This window comes from Chryseobacterium sp. KLBC 52 (assembly GCF_003347605.1).
GTDB lineage: Bacteria > Bacteroidota > Bacteroidia > Flavobacteriales > Weeksellaceae > Chryseobacterium.
The window spans coordinates 1-17,560 of sequence record NZ_QDFZ01000003.1; the positions used below are offsets into that span (position 1 = coordinate 1).

The window sequence follows — 17,560 nt, forward strand, 5'->3', positions numbered from 1 at the left end:
GGGTGAAAAATTTTAAACATTTGTTTGGAGGGTTGGATGAGAGCGTGGGAGGGTTGGAGGGTTGGAGAGGGTGAGAGGGGATGATTCGGGATACGGGATACGGGATGCGGGGTTTAGGGTGATGATTGCCCACAGATCTCGCAGATTGACACAGAGAAGATGTTTGCTTTTATATTATATAGAATGGGAAGGATGGGAAATGCCAAAGAATATATTTATATATATAATATAGAGTGATAAGATTTAACTCGTATAAAGTAATTAATTAAAATGCTTCGACACAGCTCAGCATGACATTGCTAATACTAAAGGCTAAAAGGTCTGAGACACTATACTGTTATTTTACTTTCTTTAAGACTCTCGTAAAGAAGTTGGGATTCCTCCGGAATGAAATGGAGGTATGTTCGTATATTAACCACTTTCTATAGAAATCAGAAATATTGAAAACACAATACTAATGTTACTGCTCTACCCGGAAACCCGAAACCCGAAACTCAATAACCCGAACCTCATCATTCATCATTTACAGCTCCTCTCCTAGCCCTGATAGTAATGGTTACCCCGCAGCTTGGGTTGGAGGGCGAATGGGTTTGGGAGACCCTTCGGCTTCGCTCAGGGTGACAGCGTGGGAGGGCGATGGCGCGAGGAGTATGAATGGATAGCAGGATAAAGCTCCTGATTATTGGGCTGGATAGTCTGAGAGTCAGAGGGTTGGAGACTTGGAGACTTGGAGAGTAATAAAGTTTGAGGGTGGGTGGGTAAAAGGGTTTGAGAGTGCGGGAAGAAGAATAAAGAGGTAAACTCTATTTTATGCTATATATATTATACTATATATATTATACTATATATAAAGTAAGCTTAATCAAATAACCGTAGCTGCTGATCGCGAGTTCCTGTAAAATTTGCTGCTGAAAGCTTTGGAAACTCTTTGCCTTCAAAAAACTTCTTTTTGCCGATCTTAAAGGTGGTGTGAATCATTTCTGCAATATTCCCCTCTCCCTGTTGTCTTTCAAAATATCTTTTATCACCCAGTTTTCCACCCCGCATGGAGCGGATAAGGTTTAAAACTTTTTGTGCCCTATCCGGAAAATGGGTTTCAATCCAGTTCACAAAAACAGGTTCAACGGTATCATTTAACCGCACCAAGGTATATCCGAATCCTAAGGCTCCTGCATTGGAAATGGCTTTTAATATATTCAATGGTTCATCACTGTTGAGCCCGGGAATAATGGGAGCTACCATTACATGCACAGGAATATTATTTTCTGAAAGAATTTCCACAGCTTTTAATTTATTTTTTGCGGAACTTGTTCTCGGCTCCATCCTGCGCCTCAATTCTTCATTGATTGTCGGAATACTTAGAGAGACTGACACCAGATTTTGTTCTGCCATGGGTTTTAAAATATCGAGATCTCTCAGCACCAATGCATTTTTTGTCAGTATATTGATAGGATGCCTGTAATCCAGACAGAGCTGCAGTAATTTTCTGGTAATTTCAAATTGTCTTTCGGCCGGCTGATAGCAGTCGGTATTTCCGGACAATAGAATCGGGGCAGCTTTATAGCCTCTTTTTTGAAAAAATTTCTCCAGTAATTCGGGAGCATTTTTCTTTACCATGATTTTTCTTTCAAAGTCAATCCCGGCGCTATACCCCCAATACTCGTGGGTAGGTCTTGCAAAGCAGTAAGAGCAGCCATGTTCGCATCCCTGGTAGGGATTCATGGAATATTCCATTGGAAGATCTTCGCTTTTAACCTGATTGACAATGGTTTTGGGAAACACTTCTGTAAAAGAAGTCTTTACCGTTTCGAAATCTTCATCTTCAGGTTCATAGGTATACCTGTCGAAACGATTGACAACGTTCCGCTGAGCTCCCTGACCTTTTATGAAATTTTCGTTTTGCATTCCGGTGTAAAATTAGAATGGAATTTTTATAAAATAATGAGTTTTAACATTAAAGTTTTCCACAAAAAAATCCAACACTTTCAAAAGCGTTGGATTTAAACATAATTAAATATATTTTTTTACTACTTCAGTGCGAATAATTCTACTCCATGAGTTTCATCATCATTATTTTTTTCATCAAAGTGTCTGTGATAGTCCGAATAGGAATCACTATATTTTTTATCTTTTTTAGTCAAAATTTTTTTAATGCTAATTAAACTTAATACTGCCAAAAGACCAACTCCCCCTGCCAGTAAAACTCCAACTTCTTTTTTCATATTTCTCTGATTTATTATTGATACCATTGCAAAAAGCATACCTATTTTATTTTTTTTAATTATAAATTTTGTTAACATTAAACTTTATTTTTAGGAAAATTGCAATCCGCTATTTTTCTTATATTTAAAGTCTGCAATGGTTTAATTATTGTACTTAAAAATAAAAATATTATTATGGAAAATCCAGAAAACATAGACAGAATGACGACCTTGAGCCAAGTGATGAAAACACTCTCTGAAAGAGGAATACACAGGGAGTTCAGAATGAATGAAAAATGTGAAATGAAGTTTGAAAATTCTGACAAGGTGTATCAACCCTCTGAACTGGTGATTTTAAAAACCTATCGTTTCGAAGGAGACAGCAATCCTGATGATAATGCAGTGCTTTACGTAATCAAGGATAATGCAGGAAATCGTGGAATGATTATAGATTCTTACGGAGCGGACAGCAATTATCCGGGAGAAGAGTTCGATAAATTTTTAAGGGATATTCCTATTTTGGAAAGTGATGAATTCAATTTCTAGAAAATTCATCTTTTGTATATTGATTTTTTAAACCATTAAGTTCGTTTTATTACAATATTGCTTCTTCTTTTAATGGGCAATGGATAAGCAGACGTAATGGTTTAAAGAATTATTCTTCAGCCTTTTCCTTTTTCTTGAAAATATTATTCAGGAAACCTTTCTTTTCTTTTTTCTCTACTACCGGTTGGGGAGTTTCTTTTTTATTTTTTATTTCCTGTTTTATTTCTTTTACCGACTGCTTCATATCTTTCACGGAAGAAACCGCCTCTTTCACCTTTTTCTCTGTCTTTTCTACATTTTTACCAATCAGGGTTTTCTTTAATCCCTGTTCTATTCCTCTCCAGAAGAGATTAAAGAAAGACTTTGTAGGATCACGTTCCACATTTTCCACCGTAACAGCTTCCGGAAAGCTTCCTGAGTCTGATTTCAGAAAAATATTGGCAACTGCAGTCAGAAACCCTTTTTTCTCATGGTTATTCTTATTTAATACGGCAATTTTTAAGTCTTTATGTTTAAGATTAAAGGTGCCATGTAATCCGGCAGGGTTTCCTTTAAAGCTAAAAAGCATTTCCTGAATAGTTCCTGCAGTAGCTGTCACATGAAGGTAAGGTCTGATAAAGGGATTGATTCCGCTTGCGGGAAGATTGGACGTTTTTCCGGAGATCGCAAATCTATCATTCTGATCGGCTACATCAAAGTTCCAGTTGACAGAAAGCGGTGAGAGGTTCATGAAAGAACAATTGATTTTAATGTCCACTTTTGTGGGTTTTCCTTTTATTTTGGCAGAGTTCAGATTTTTAACATTCATATTAAAATTACTGAAGGTCAGTTTTCCGGGGCCCATACTTTCCGGAGTATCTTCTTCGTATACCAGGACAGAATTTTTGAGATCAAGGTTGTGAACTGTCATTGGAATTTTAATAGACCGCAGCATTTTAGAATATAATGCTTTTATTTTGGGGTCGTCTTTAGGAATTTTACTTCTGAAAATATTGGCATCTGCAGACTCAATGTCTACCTGCGAAGCGTTTACCATTTTGTTGTGAGAAAACAGATCCCACTCTCCTTCTGCGCTAATTTGTCCGGCTTTTAAATCGTAGAGATCTCTCTCAACAGGTATCATTTTGATAAATTGGGCTCTTGAAACGAGAGGTTTCATGGCGAAATTATTAATCTGCACTTTATTTTTATTTAGCTTCAGAAGTCCCAGACTCATGTTGTAAAATTCTGTTTTATACGCAAGGTTTCTGGTGGTAATATAATAATCTTTCACTTTGAAGGACAAGCCCGGCTGATTAGGCTTAGGTGATAATTCAATATTATTTACAGTGGCATTAAGATCATGGAATGTTAAAGGCTGTTTTCCTTTGTCATAAGTAATATTTGAATTTTTTAAGGATGTTTTTCTTATGATAACCGAATTAATAATATTCGGCTTTGCAGATTTATCGGTGCTTTTTTCACCCGCTTTAAAAGTTCCGTTTACATTTTCTACAAGAAGATCTTTAAGATCAAGATTTATTTTTTTATCAACGAATTCCAGTTTATTGATATTAAAAGCAATATGGTTTGTTTTTAGCACCGCTGCAGCTTTTCCAGTTGCAGGATGCCCCGGCGTCAATACAACGTCCCATATTTCACCATTTGCAGGTTTCAATGCCAAGCTTCTTATTGTAATATTCTGGCTGTTGGAGTATTCAATATTCCTTCCTGCAATAGTAAAGTCTTTATATCCTATTGGAATAACCTGTTCAGATGTTTCTTTATTAAACATCAGCTGATTGATATTTACCGTAAGGCCCGCTACAGACAGAAGATTATTTCCATCCTGTTTTGTAACGTTTACTATGGCATTATTCAGCTTTATATTTTTTAAATCTACCTCAAAATTTGATTTTTTTTCAGCCTTTTTAGCTTTTACACCCGTGTTATAAATTTTCAGAACAGGGTTTTGGAAGCCTGCATTGTTGAGTGAAACTTTATTTTGGTTTAAAATAACATCCGTAAAATCCATTTTAGGCACTGCAAATTCAAATAACTGAGTTTTTTCAGGATAAAACTTTTTAAACTGAGCAAAAGAGAGCAGCGGAGTCAGTCTGAAATTCTCAACAGCCATCTGTCCATTACTTGTATTGATACTACTAATGGTAATGGCATATATTTTATCCGGACGGAAAAAGAACTTTTCTCCTTTGATGCTGTATTTGTCAAAAACAACGGGCAGTTTATTTTCTACAGACTCTTCTGTCATCTGCAAATTTTCTACAAACAGATCCAATTGCTGCACAGATAGAAATTTCTGTTTGGTATGTCTGAAAACAGAAATTTTACCTTCGTTGATCCTGATATTTTCAAATAAAACCGGATTTCTTTTCTTTCCGGTTTTTCGATCAATAGGCTTTGCCAGAATGACATTTAAAACAGGTTTTGCCAGCAACAAATCTGACGAGCTGATTCTTTTATTAAAAACAGCATCATAAATTCCGAAACGGCTTATTTTCAAGGTATCAATGGTTCCCTGCAGCCCAATAACATCTGTATTTTGTGGATCTTTACTATTAACTGAGATTCCTGTTGCGAAGATATTCCCGGTTCCCAGATCCACATCAAGGGTTTTATAGGAAACTTTATAAGCAGTATTCTTTTTTATATAGTCCGGAAGCTGGGTCTTAAGCCAAATATTTAGCCCGAAATTCGCAGCTAGAAGAATTACTGCCAGAATTCCGCAAACCATAAGTAACTTTTTAATCCATCTTTTCATATCGTGATTTTGCTAAATATAAGTTTAAATATAAGATTAATAAGTGTAAATTTTACTCTACTATATGTAGTAATATTAAAATCAATATAATCCATTACTTTTTTAAGATGAGCAGAATACGCCTGAATCTCAAAATAGCAAAAGACCGCCCCGTTGGAGACAGTCTTTTCCTTATGAAAAAAAATTTTTATTTCAGATTATGATATCATTCTTTGATTATTTTTTTCGAAAAGAGTTCTCCCTTATTATTTTTCAGGAAAACAACATAATTTCCAGACGCAAGTGAGGACACCTCTATTGCACCTTTTCCCTTTGTGATGTATCCTTCAGAAGCAATCCTTCCCTCCATGGTGTACACAATATAAGATATATTCTCGCTGGAAATGATATGGATTACAGATCTGACACGAGTGACAGGGATTTCAGCAAAAGATGCTGTATTTTTTTTCACATCCATTGCTGCCAATGTGGCATTTGGATTATACCTGTAAGTTAGTGTTACCGGCGTCCCGTATTCATTATTAAAGCCATCCACCAGATAATATTTTATCATATAGTCAATTGGGAATGTTCCGGAGCCGGTATCAGAATTCCACATCGTATACCCACTTGAAACTTCAGAATTTGCGGGAATACTGATTGCAGGTTTGGAATTTCCTGGATAAACTGCTCCTAAAATTATAAATGGCAGGCATGTATTCTGGTAACAGAATTGAAAACTACTTCCGTCGGCATTAATAATATTCATAACCTTTGCACGAACATTAATAGGAACAGCAGAGTTGTTTTTAATTTTATAGTGTAAGGTTGCCAGATTTTCATCCACGCTGTTATAAGTAATAACGCTTCCGTCATTTATTGGTGTCCCGTCTTCTTTTGCCAAAGCAAGCTGCGCTTTCCCATAAAAAGAGATAAAAACAGACAGAAATATAATGTAATTAATATTTTTCATAATTTTTAATTTATAAAACCGGGAAGCTATATCGCAAGCTTCCCGGATTGTGAGAAATTACTTAATAATTAACTTTTTAGTAACTGGTTCCGTATCTTTTTCTTTAATGGAAACCAGATAAGTTCCTTTTACTAAATCGTGTACAGAAATTGGAGTATTAGGCTCTACATCTTCTTTTTCAAGAATTATTCTTCCCGTAACATCAAGAATTTTAATGTTTACTTTTCCTTTTCCGTTAATTTTAAAATAGTCTTTTGCAGGATTAGGGTATAAAGTATGTTCGTTATCTGTCTTTTCAGCAGCATGAACGCCTAATGTCCCGTTTATGGCAAATGGTCCTGCCGCATTCACTATTTCGCCGGTTATACCATCCAATAAAAGCAAAACAACTTTTATTTTATCCAGATTATAAGCGGTTGGAATATTTGCTGTAAATGTGTAGTTTACAACCTGTCCGTCAGTTATTGAAGCAGGTATAGATCCAGCTTGCCCGGCATATCCTCCCAACAGCATTCTGCCTACATGATCATACACCATATCGGCAGCTGGTATAGGATTAGGCTTACTTTCATATCCGTCCATAGGTCCGGCTCCTCCTCCGGCATAATAGTTTTTCTGATTGTATCCCGAAGTTGTTCCTTTTACTTCATTTTCTACAACTACTGCCGCTAATCTGAAGTTAGCATTTGTAAAATTGGTTCTGAAAACAGCAGATGCATTGAATGTTAAAGTTCTTCCTGCTAAAGAAGCTGTTGCATTTAATGCAGCCGGAACAATCATTGGTTTTCTGTCATTAATAAACTCAGAAAAATCAGGACCAACACTTTGTCTGAGAAGACTTCTGTCCACATTCATGCCAGGAAAGCTATTAAAGTTTGCTCCCGTATTATATTCAGCCAACATCATGGGATCGCTGTTGTGTACAGCAATTCCTATGAAATCATTAGGAAAACTGGTTTCTGCATTATGCATTCCTACTGCTCCTCGCGGACACCAGCCACACCATGTTCCCGTACCTTCTTCAATTACTACTTTTTTAGGCGAATTCTGGCTGACACTATTAAATGGGACTGAAAGTGTATTGTCTGCAGGAGTAGCATCCGCTGCTCCGTTGACTCCGGTGATAGATACTGCTATATTTTTATTGACGACTGTAGGATAATTTACAGCAACCGAATGCGTAATTACTTTTTCCTGCCCTGCATCTAAAGGTGTTGCTAATGCTATTACTGCGGAATGATCTGTCCCATCATTCCAGTTAAGGGTGACGTTATTAATACTTTGTAGTCCATTATTTTTTACAGTTGTTTTGATAAAATAATCCGTATTGATTACTCCATATCGATTTAAAGATAAATTTGTAAGGGCTACATCATAATCTGCAAGACTTTTGACTTTTATATTATCCAAAATGAGATAATATTGATCTGTACAGTCATAATGTCTAAAAGAAATATAAACTTGCTGCCCAATAAAGGGACTTACATTGATCACTCTGCTTTGAAAGCCACCTGCTGCCACAGTTTCTGTATACACAGGGGTGGAAGCAGTAATAGCTCCTGAAACGTTGGTTGTCGTAACATATACAGAATATTTTTCGTTTGGATAATTAGAATGAGTTGCCAAATTATAAACCAGATAAGCATTAGAAGCAGTAACAGAACTTAAGTCAATAATTGGTGAGGTAATCAAATTATTTGGAGTAAGAGCTATATTATTACTATCATCATAAGAATAAGAAACAAGAGATCCGTTTCCAAACCCTGCATTTATACTGGAAGCATTTGCATTAATCCATTGTTTCCCATCACCGTCAATATCAGTACTCACCCATCCGTTGAGCCCTGTAGTATTAAAATCCTGACTGTAATAAGTCTGTGAGTAGTGTATCCCGAATATCAGGATACACATCGTAAATAAAATCTTTTTCATTTGTTTTAAAATTTAAGTTTAGTATATAATAAGTTTTATAAAAATTCATAGGTGTTGGTTATCCCTATCTTTTCTTCTCTCACATTCAGTACGGTTCCATTACCATCCATTACCATCACAATAATTTTAAGATGATCACGGTTGTAATCTGAAGGAATAGAGTATTGAAATGTTCTTGAGTATTCGTTGGAAATTTCTGTCTGGGAGCCTGGAATATTTTCCCCTGCCACTGATGAGGTCAATTTATTCCGTAAAACATTGTGGTGTACATAATCATAAATGATAGGAGCTCCTAAAGCAGGAACATAGTTTTTCTGTTTACCTACCAGTTCATCCTCTACAATAAATGCGGCCATTTTAAGTCCTGAAAAACTTTGGGCAAACGAAATCCGGGCATCGATATTCAACGTATTGCCCGAAACAGCAGAGCCTATTTTTATTCCTATTTTACTGAATGCTTTTAGCTGAGACAATGGCAATGACATATCTGTATAATTCTCAGTATCATCCCACATCGTATTTCTGTTGATGAACATTGTGGGCCAGCCCAGATCTACCCCGGTTACATTTTTAAACTGCTCTACTTCAGTACTTACGGTATTCGACCACGGATCCTGACCGCTCGGGCCATGAATCCCGATAAAGACGAAACCATCATCAGTCTGTAATTTCAGATTTTTTGCTCTGGCCCCTGCACGGGTACAGTTTCCACACCAGGTACCGGTAAAGTCTTCGTATAGAATTCTGTGCTTAAAATTAACCCCGTCATTGATAACAGCATTTACTGAAATAGGATTTACCGGAAGGTTTTTATAGGCAGCCCGGACGGTATAAACACCTTTCTCTGCAGGAGTATAGAGATTTCCATTGATCGGGTGGTCATTAACAAAAATCTCACTTTCTGCAGTAATGTCATTATTGAGATTATCTTTTACTTTGAAAGTAAAGGTTTTGCCCAACAATTTCTCGTTACCTCCTTCTGAAGAAACCGTAAGATAGGTAACTACATTATCTCCTTCGTCACTCATAGATCCCTTACAGGAAGCCAGTAACAAAAAAAATAAAATCACACAATTTTGAAATAATAACTTTTTTTTCATTTTAATTTGAATTTTTTAATGTGTTTTTTAAAAAAATGAGGCTTTACATATGTGATGTTAATAAATCAATTTAAAATTTCAACTTTTATATTTTGATAAAATCAATATATTAGATAAAACAATAAATAATTCGCATTGAAATTACACAATTTATTATATATTAGCAAATAAAATAGATGTTTAATTATTAAAAATAATATCATGTTAAAAGTAATCTTATCTGGCTTTTTATTTCTTTATGTAAGTTTTTGTTACGCTCAGGATCTCCCCAATGTTTCAGTAAACACATTGTCCGGTGACAGAATTAATTTTTCCAAAATAGATTCTTCCCATCCTGTTGTTGTTAGTTTTTGGGCTACCTGGTGCCTTCCGTGTATGGAGGAACTTACTGCCATTAATGACAAATACGAGGATTGGCAGAAGGAAAGCCAATTTACCTTATTGGCAGCTGCTACAGATGATGCCCGTACAGTTTCAAAAGTAAAAACACTTGTTAAAAGCAAAGGATGGCCATACACCGTATTGCTGGACTCTAATCAAACTCTTAAGAGAGCTTTAAATATCAATAGTATCCCCCACGTCATCATTATTCATAAGGGCAAGGTGGTATATTCACACATAGGTTATTCTCCCGGGGATGAGGATGAACTGATAAAGAAGATTAAAGAATACAATACCGGCAATTAATTATGCAAAAGAAATTATTTTATGGTGCTGCTTTACTGGCCAGTGTTAATCTTTTCAGCCAACTCTCTGTAAATCTGGAATCCAATTCGCAATACTATGTAGATGACAGTAAGGTTAAACTCTCTGAAACTGAAAAAGATCAAAGATTCAGATCAAACAATTATCTGAATGTCAGCTACAAACTGAACAAATTCACAGTCGGAGCGCAGCTTGAATCGTATGAACCTAAGGCTTTGCTTAATTACTCTCCTGTGCTGAATAAAACCAATCTTGGAACTTACTTTATCAGCTACAATAATGAAAAAGCAGGAATTGATGCTACGTTGGGGCATTTTTATGAGCAATTCGGAAGTGGTTTAGCTTTGCGTGTATGGGAAGATAAACAGCTAGGGATTGCTAATTCTTTGTTGGGAGGTAAAATAAAATATACGGACCCCAGCCAAACCATCATTTTAAAAGCCCTATTAGGAAAGCAGAGATTAGGGTTTGATCTATCTAAAGGATTGATTATGGGACTGGATGCAGAACTGAAACTGGATAATATGATAAAGGTAAAGGATCTTTCCACAAGTATAGGATTCAGCTATGTCAATAAATATGAAGACAATAAGGACAATACCATATTCCCTAAAGATGTCAGTATTTATTCATCGAGAATTAAAATGGAATATTCGAAACTAGCAATGGAACTCGAATATCTTTATAAAACCAAAGACAACATTAAGCAAATCAATGTACTGGATCCGAATAATATATTTTCCGGCAATGCTTTCCTGCTAAATCTTTCTTATGCCACAGACCGTTTTGGGATTATTGCGGGGCTAAGAAGGCTGGAAAATTTTAATTTTTATTCGCAACGGGATCAAATCGGAAATATTTACCATAATTCCGTCCTGAATTACATTCCTTCGCTCACCAAACAATATGATTATAGCCTGGCCAATATTTATGTATATCAGGCACAGCCAAGGCTATCATTCCTTCCTCAAAAGAAGTCCGGAGAAATAGGTTCTCAATTTGATATTTTCTATAAAATCAAAAAAGGAACATTACTGGGTGGAAAATACGGTACAGATCTCTCTCTGAATATTTCAAACTGGTATGGATTGAAAGGAACATACAGATCGTACATCAATGATATTCGGGACTATAAAACTGATTTTCTTGCATTAGGAGAAAAGTATTATGCAGATCAAAGCCTTGATATCAGAACCAAACTGAAAGACAAATGGAAAATAGGATTGATACTTATCAATCAGTACTACAACACCCAAAGAGTTGAAGAAACAAGCGGTGAGGTAAAAGCACAAACCATCGTTCTGGATAATATTTACAGGTTTTCCAAAAGCTCCATGAAACTAGAACTGCAGCACCAGTGGGCAAACGGCTACCATGGAAATTGGGCAGCTGGTCTTTTTGAATATAATTTCAACAAAAACTGGTCGGTTTTTGCAAACGATCTTTATAATTACGGAAATTCCGACAAGGAAAAACAAATGCATTATTATACCGGTGGGCTGGTATTTCGAAAAAATGCTACAAGAATTCAGGCTTCTTATGGCAGACAAAGAGGCGGGCTGCTTTGTGTTGGTGGCGTTTGCAGATTTGTTCCGGAAAGTGCCGGTTTTTCATTAGGAGTAAGCACCAGTTATTAAAGTACAATGATGATATCCATTTAGCAAGACACAATACAGGGTTAATCATTATATCCGATAAAATCTTAGCTTAGAACATCTGATGCTCTAAGCTAAGATTTATTTTTAACTTTTTATTCCTAGTTCTATTACATACCCTTCATGCCCTCTCACATTGATGAAATTCCCCCCATCGAACCCAAGATACTGACCTTTAATACCTGTAAGCCTTCCGGTAAATTCCGGTTTTTTATCTAATGTAAATGATGAAACTTTTTCCGGTTTTTCAAAAGGATAATCAAACATCCACAGTTCTTCACCTTCACTATAAAATTTCTGGAAGTCGTTTGGAAAATATTCTTTTATCTTTTGTCGGAAATCAGCGAGATCTACTTCTCCTTCAAAATCATCCTGCAGCATCTTTCTCCAGTTGGTTTTATCCGCCAGATGTTCTTTCAATGCAACCTCTATCATTCCTGCTTCATAGCGGTTCTCTGTTCTTGCGATGGGCAATGCAAAAGTTGCCCCCTGATCAATCCATCGTGTAGGAATCTGTGTATTTCTGGTTACTCCTACTTTTACATCTCCGGTGTAAGCCAGATAAACAGTGTGTGGCTGCAGCTGAATTTGCTTTTCAACTTCAAGATCTCGCTCTGCAACTCCTAAATGTGCTGTAGAAAGTTCCGGGCGGATAATGGTATCACTTGCATAAGGGCTTTCAAAAAAACAGTTTTTGCAGAATCCCATTCTATAAATCGGTTTATTTTCACCACAATTTACACACTGAAAGCCTGTATGTTTTATACTTAACTCCTTTCCAAACAGCTCATTCATGTGGATCAGATCTCCGGAAAGATTGAGATAGTATTGGATTGGCTTAGCATCATAGCTTGTCATCTTTAAAATTTGCCCTTGAAACTGCATATTATATTTATATTACTTTTTTAAGTAAATTTAATGATTATATTTTTCAAAAGTAAAATTTATATTTTTGTGCTAATAAAAAATACAAATGGTTTATCTTGTAACAGGCGGTAGTGGGTTCATCGGTTCCCATTTAGTTGAACGATTATTAAGAAATGGACATTCTGTCATAAACATTGACAATTTTGATGATTTCTATGACTATAAGGTAAAAATTAAAAATACTTTAGAGTCAATCGGTAAAAATTCGGATTTTGAATTCTCAGATAAAGAGACGGATATTCCGCGTTTGGCTTCCCTCACTCATTCTGACCAATATTCCCTCTATTGGCAGGATATCCGTGATAAAAATGGTCTTGAAAACATCTTTAAGAATCATCATATTGATATGGTGATTCATCTGGCAGCACTTGCCGGTGTACGGCCCTCTATTGAACGTCCTCTGGAGTACGAAGAAGTAAATGTACGCGGTACTATGAATCTTTGGGAACTGTGTAAGGATTTTACTATTAAAAAATTCATTTGTGCATCCTCTTCAAGTGTTTATGGAAATAATGAAAAAATTCCTTTTGCTGAAACGGACAATGTAGACAATCCTATCTCACCTTATGCGGCAACCAAGAAAAGTGGAGAGGTTATAGGACACGTTTACCATAATCTCTATCATATAGATATGATCCAGCTCAGGTTCTTTACAGTATATGGACCAAGACAGAGACCTGACCTTGCTATACACAAGTTTACGAAACTTATTTCGGAGAATCAGGAAATTCCTTTCTATGGCGATGGGAACACAGCCAGAGACTATACTTATATAGATGATATTATAGATGGAATTACCAAGTCTATTCTTTATCTGGAGCACCATTCCGGAGTTTATGAAATCGTGAATCTCGGTGAAAACCAGGTAATCACTTTATCTGAGATGGTGAAAACTATAGAAACAGCACTTGGACAAACTGCCATCAAAAAAATTCTGCCAATGCAGCCGGGAGATGTCACAAAAACAAATGCCGATATTACCAAAGCACAGGATTTAATAGGTTATAAACCGGCCACAAACTTCCAAAATGGCATAAAAAAATTTGTGGAATGGTTTTTGAGAAAACGACAATAAGTAAATTGCTGACACAGCTGCCAGTCGGTTTGTGACAGTCATTTATTAGAAAAAATTATAAAAAGAATTGAAAATCAAGTATAAAAAAGTTTATTATACAACCTATTTTTATACTTTTGCAAAAAATTAGAAAATTATGTACTGGACATTAGAATTAGCTTCATATTTAAGTGACGCACCTTGGCCAATGACAAAAGCAGAGCTTATCGACTACGCAATCAGAACTGGTGCACCTATGGAAGTAGTAGAAAACCTTCAGGCTATTGAAGATGAAGGAGAAATTTATGAATCTATCGAAGAGGTATGGAGTGACTATCCTACTGACGAGGATTTCCTTTGGAACGAGGACGAATATTAATAAAGCGATAAGCTTTAGGCTGCGTGCTTAGAGCTTTTTTGCCCTTTTTATATATTAATTTACACGATAAGTGTTATTTAAAACGCTTAAAGCATTTTGCATTAAGCATAAAGCAAAAAATTTATGAGTTTTTTAAACAAAGTTCTTAAAGGGTTTTTGGGAGACAAGAAAGCGCAGGACCTAAAAGAAGTAAAAAAAGTTGTAACAAAAATCAGAGCTGTAGAACCTAACATTCAACAATTGTCGGATGATGGGTTGAGACAAAAAACTGCTGAGTTTAAAGAGAATATAAAATCTGCAACCAGCAAGATCACAGCTCAAATAGAACAGATAAAAGAGCAGATAAAAAATTCAACCAATGTTGATGAAAAAGAAGCTCTTTTCTCAAAAATTGAGTCTTTAAAGAAAGAATCATACGAAATTGAAGAAAAAGTTCTGGTTCAGGTTCTTCCCGAAGCTTTTGCATTGATCAAAGAAACGGCAAGAAGATGGGCTCAGAATGGAGAAATCCGAGTAACGGCAAGTGACTGGGACAGAGAGCTGGCTGCTGCAGGAAAAGATTTTGTTAGTATTCAGGGAGACACAGCTGTTTGGAAAAACTCATGGGACGCTGCCGGAACTCCTGTAGTTTGGGATATGGTCCACTATGATGTTCAGTTTATCGGAGGGGTTATTCTTCACAGTGGTAAAATTGCCGAGATGGCAACCGGTGAAGGTAAAACTTTGGTAGGAACATTACCTATTTATTTAAATTCACTTCCGGAAAGAGGAGTACACGTTGTAACCGTGAACGACTATCTTGCCAAAAGAGACTCCGCCTGGATGGGGCCTCTTTATCAGTTCCACGGAATGTCTATCGATTGTATCGATAACCACCAGCCGAACTCAGACGGAAGAAGAAAAGCATACAACTCAGATATTACTTACGGAACGAATAACGAATTCGGTTTCGATTATTTGAGAGACAACATGGTGACATCACCTTCAGAACTGGTACAAAGAGAACTGAACTTTGCTATCGTGGATGAGGTGGACTCTGTATTGGTAGATGACGCAAGAACACCATTGATCATTTCCGGGCCGGTTCCTCAGGGAGACAGACAGGAGTTTGATGTTCTTAAGCCTTCTATCGACAGAATTGTTGAAGTACAAAAGAAAACCGTTTCTACCATTTTCAACGAAGCGAAAAAATTAATCGCTGCAGGAAATACAAAAGAAGGAGGTTTCAAATTACTTCAGGCCTACAGAGGTCTTCCCAAAAACAGACAATTAATCAAATTCTTATCGGAAAGCGGAAACAGAGCATTGCTTCAGAAAGTTGAAGCGCAATACATGCAGGACAACAACCGTGATATGCCGATTGTAGATAAAGATCTTTACTTCGTTATCGAAGAGAAAAACAATCAGGTAGACCTTACAGACAAAGGTGTTGAATACATGTCTCAGGGTAACTCTGATCCTAATTTCTTCGTACTTCCGGATATCGGAACTGAGATTGCTGAAGTAGAAGCTAAAAACCTTTCTAAAGAAGAAGAGTTTGAAGCAAAAGAAAGACTTTTCTCTGATTTTGCTGAAAAATCTGAGCGTGTTCACACGATGAGCCAGCTATTGAAAGCATACACATTATTTGAAAAAGATGATGAGTATGTGGTGATTGACGGTGAAGTAAAAATCGTTGATGAGCAGACAGGTCGTATCATGGAGGGACGTCGTTATTCTGATGGTCTTCACCAGGCGATCGAAGCGAAAGAGAATGTAAAAATTGAGGCAGCTACTCAAACTTTTGCAACCATCACGCTTCAGAACTATTTCCGTATGTATAACAAGCTTGCGGGGATGACGGGTACTGCTGAAACCGAAGCTGGAGAGCTTTGGGAAATCTATAAATTAGACGTTGTGGTAATTCCTACCAACCGTCCGATTTTAAGACATGACAAGCAGGACTTGGTTTTCAAAACCAACAGAGAAAAATATAATGCTGTAATTGAAGAAATTGAAAAATTAACAGCACAGAAAAGACCAGTATTGGTAGGTACTACTTCTGTTGAAATTTCTCAGTTGCTTTCTAAAGCACTTCAATTAAGAAAAATTCCACACCAGGTATTGAATGCAAAGCTTCACAAGAAGGAAGCAGAAATTGTAGCTGGCGCAGGACAGCCGGGAGTTGTAACGATTGCAACCAACATGGCAGGTCGTGGTACCGATATTAAGCTTTCTAAAGAAGTAAAAGATGCAGGAGGTTTAGCGATCATCGGTACAGAAAGACACGACTCAAGACGTGTTGACAGACAGTTAAGAGGTAGAGCGGGACGTCAGGGAGATCCGGGAAGTTCTCAGTTCTATGTATCTCTTGAAGATAACTTAATGCGTTTGTTCGGTTCTGAGAGAATTGCTAAAATGATGGACAGAATGGGTCATAAAGAAGGAGAAGTAATTCAGCACTCTATGATCAGTAAGTCTATTGAAAGAGCTCAGAAAAAAGTGGAAGAAAATAACTTCGGAACAAGAAAGAGACTTCTTGAGTATGATGACGTAATGAACAAACAACGTGACGTAATCTATAAGAGAAGAAAGAATGCTCTATTCGGAGACCACTTGAAATATGATATCACGAATATGATTTTCGATGTTGCCAATTCTATCGTTGCGAAAGGAAAAGCTTCAGGAAATTATAAAGATTTTGAATACGAAATCATTAAAACATTCACCATGGAATCTCCGGTTTCCCAAAGTGATTTTAATAATAAAAATGTTCAGGATCTGACGAATATCTTATTCAAAGCAGCTCAGGAAGACTACAAAATGAAGCTGAACCTGTTGAAAGAAAAATCATTCCCAATCATTGAGAATGTATACCAAAATCAGGGTTCAATGTTCAAAATGATCCAGGTTCCTTTCACAGACGGACATAAAACAATGACTATTGTAGCTGATCTTAAAGAAGCTTACGATACTCAGTGTGAAAGTTTAGTGAACGATTTTGAAAAGAACATCACTTTATCAATTATCGATGAAAACTGGAAGCTTCACCTTCGTGAGATGGACGACTTAAGAAGATCTTCACAAGGAGCTGTTTACGAGCAGAAAGATCCATTGGTAATTTACAAGCAGGAATCTTTCCACTTATTCAGTGAAATGATCGATAAATTAAACAAAGAAATTATTTCTTTCTTATATAAAGGAGAAATTCCGGCTTAAGAAAAATTTAATAAAATCATACAAAAACCGCTCTGGCATTGGCCATAGCGGTTTTTTGTTATTCAGTATATAATTATTTTATGATAAATATCAATCACATTATTTATTTAGAACAGTTAAAAATAATATATTTGCAGAAAATTTGACTTT

Annotated in this window: 13 protein-coding genes; 6 read left to right on the forward strand and 7 right to left on the reverse strand. The window is 36.4% G+C overall.

What is annotated here, in order from left to right:
* Positions 1–858: 858 nt before the first annotated feature.
* Both DDF69_RS03270 and DDF69_RS03275 read right to left on the reverse strand, forming a co-directional pair.
* Positions 859–1,905, reverse strand: coding sequence for a PA0069 family radical SAM protein (locus tag DDF69_RS03270; RefSeq protein WP_114819522.1), 1,047 nt, complete (start codon positions 1,903–1,905; stop codon positions 859–861).
* A 122-nt stretch (positions 1,906–2,027) separates the two neighbouring features.
* A complete protein-coding gene (locus DDF69_RS03275; protein WP_228411915.1) occupies positions 2,028–2,300 on the reverse strand; it encodes a hypothetical protein in 273 nt (90 codons plus the stop codon).
* Between the two features lie 96 nt (positions 2,301–2,396).
* On the opposite strand from DDF69_RS03275, the gene DDF69_RS03280 reads away from it, so the two are divergent.
* Positions 2,397–2,747: a hypothetical protein gene (locus tag DDF69_RS03280; protein WP_114819523.1), complete on the forward strand. Its 351-nt coding sequence runs from the start codon at positions 2,397–2,399 to the stop codon at positions 2,745–2,747.
* A gap of 109 nt (positions 2,748–2,856) precedes the next feature.
* Here DDF69_RS03280 and DDF69_RS03285 read toward each other — a convergent pair whose 3' ends face one another.
* The 4 genes from DDF69_RS03285 to DDF69_RS03300 form a co-directional block, all read right to left on the reverse strand.
* Complete coding sequence (locus DDF69_RS03285; RefSeq protein ID WP_114819524.1) at positions 2,857–5,508, reverse strand: hypothetical protein; 2,652 nt, start codon at positions 5,506–5,508, stop codon at positions 2,857–2,859.
* Between the two features lie 205 nt (positions 5,509–5,713).
* Positions 5,714–6,460 carry a T9SS type A sorting domain-containing protein gene (locus tag DDF69_RS03290; protein WP_114819525.1) on the reverse strand — a complete coding sequence of 249 codons (747 nt, stop codon included), beginning with the start codon at positions 6,458–6,460 and terminating at the stop codon, positions 5,714–5,716.
* Positions 6,461–6,517: 57 nt separating this feature from the next.
* Entirely contained in the window at positions 6,518–8,392 is a 1,875-nt protein-coding gene (locus tag DDF69_RS03295) for a T9SS-dependent choice-of-anchor J family protein (protein ID WP_114819526.1), read from the reverse strand.
* Positions 8,393–8,427: 35 nt separating this feature from the next.
* A complete protein-coding gene (locus DDF69_RS03300) occupies positions 8,428–9,492 on the reverse strand; it encodes an Omp28-related outer membrane protein (RefSeq protein ID WP_114819527.1) in 1,065 nt (354 codons plus the stop codon).
* 201 nt (positions 9,493–9,693) lie between these two features.
* Between DDF69_RS03300 and DDF69_RS03305 the strand changes: the two genes are divergently transcribed.
* Together DDF69_RS03305 and DDF69_RS03310 are read left to right on the forward strand one after the other, a co-directional pair.
* Complete coding sequence (locus DDF69_RS03305; RefSeq protein WP_114819528.1) at positions 9,694–10,179, forward strand: TlpA family protein disulfide reductase; 486 nt, start codon at positions 9,694–9,696, stop codon at positions 10,177–10,179.
* 2 nt (positions 10,180–10,181) lie between these two features.
* Positions 10,182–11,834: a DUF6029 family protein gene (locus tag DDF69_RS03310; RefSeq protein ID WP_114819529.1), complete on the forward strand. Its 1,653-nt coding sequence runs from the start codon at positions 10,182–10,184 to the stop codon at positions 11,832–11,834.
* A gap of 105 nt (positions 11,835–11,939) precedes the next feature.
* On the opposite strand, the gene DDF69_RS03315 is transcribed toward DDF69_RS03310, so the two are convergent.
* Positions 11,940–12,737 carry a DUF2797 domain-containing protein gene (locus DDF69_RS03315; RefSeq protein ID WP_114819530.1) on the reverse strand — a complete coding sequence of 266 codons (798 nt, stop codon included), beginning with the start codon at positions 12,735–12,737 and terminating at the stop codon, positions 11,940–11,942.
* Between the two features lie 88 nt (positions 12,738–12,825).
* Between DDF69_RS03315 and DDF69_RS03320 the strand changes: the two genes are divergently transcribed.
* The 3 genes from DDF69_RS03320 to secA all read left to right on the forward strand — a co-directional run bounded on the left by DDF69_RS03320 (position 12,826) and on the right by secA (position 17,410).
* Positions 12,826–13,854 carry a GDP-mannose 4,6-dehydratase gene (locus DDF69_RS03320; RefSeq protein ID WP_114819531.1) on the forward strand — a complete coding sequence of 343 codons (1,029 nt, stop codon included), beginning with the start codon at positions 12,826–12,828 and terminating at the stop codon, positions 13,852–13,854.
* A 136-nt stretch (positions 13,855–13,990) separates the two neighbouring features.
* A complete protein-coding gene (locus DDF69_RS03325) occupies positions 13,991–14,212 on the forward strand; it encodes a DUF2795 domain-containing protein (protein ID WP_002662059.1) in 222 nt (73 codons plus the stop codon).
* A gap of 123 nt (positions 14,213–14,335) precedes the next feature.
* Complete coding sequence (gene secA, locus DDF69_RS03330) at positions 14,336–17,410, forward strand: preprotein translocase subunit SecA (protein WP_114819532.1); 3,075 nt, start codon at positions 14,336–14,338, stop codon at positions 17,408–17,410.
* Positions 17,411–17,560: the final 150 nt, after the last annotated feature.

Coding starts and splice junctions, on each gene's coding strand:
- DDF69_RS03270 (WP_114819522.1), bottom strand. CDS start 1,905: ATGCAAAACGAAAATTTCATAAAAGGTCAGGGAGCTCAGCGGAACGTT.
- DDF69_RS03275 (WP_228411915.1), bottom strand. CDS start 2,300: ATGTTAACAAAATTTATAATTAAAAAAAATAAAATAGGTATGCTTTTT.
- DDF69_RS03280 (WP_114819523.1), top strand. CDS start 2,397: ATGGAAAATCCAGAAAACATAGACAGAATGACGACCTTGAGCCAAGTG.
- DDF69_RS03285 (WP_114819524.1), bottom strand. CDS start 5,508: ATGAAAAGATGGATTAAAAAGTTACTTATGGTTTGCGGAATTCTGGCA.
- DDF69_RS03290 (WP_114819525.1), bottom strand. CDS start 6,460: ATGAAAAATATTAATTACATTATATTTCTGTCTGTTTTTATCTCTTTT.
- DDF69_RS03295 (WP_114819526.1), bottom strand. CDS start 8,392: ATGAAAAAGATTTTATTTACGATGTGTATCCTGATATTCGGGATACAC.
- DDF69_RS03300 (WP_114819527.1), bottom strand. CDS start 9,492: ATGAAAAAAAAGTTATTATTTCAAAATTGTGTGATTTTATTTTTTTTG.
- DDF69_RS03305 (WP_114819528.1), top strand. CDS start 9,694: ATGTTAAAAGTAATCTTATCTGGCTTTTTATTTCTTTATGTAAGTTTT.
- DDF69_RS03310 (WP_114819529.1), top strand. CDS start 10,182: ATGCAAAAGAAATTATTTTATGGTGCTGCTTTACTGGCCAGTGTTAAT.
- DDF69_RS03315 (WP_114819530.1), bottom strand. CDS start 12,737: ATGCAGTTTCAAGGGCAAATTTTAAAGATGACAAGCTATGATGCTAAG.
- DDF69_RS03320 (WP_114819531.1), top strand. CDS start 12,826: ATGGTTTATCTTGTAACAGGCGGTAGTGGGTTCATCGGTTCCCATTTA.
- DDF69_RS03325 (WP_002662059.1), top strand. CDS start 13,991: ATGTACTGGACATTAGAATTAGCTTCATATTTAAGTGACGCACCTTGG.
- secA (WP_114819532.1), top strand. CDS start 14,336: ATGAGTTTTTTAAACAAAGTTCTTAAAGGGTTTTTGGGAGACAAGAAA.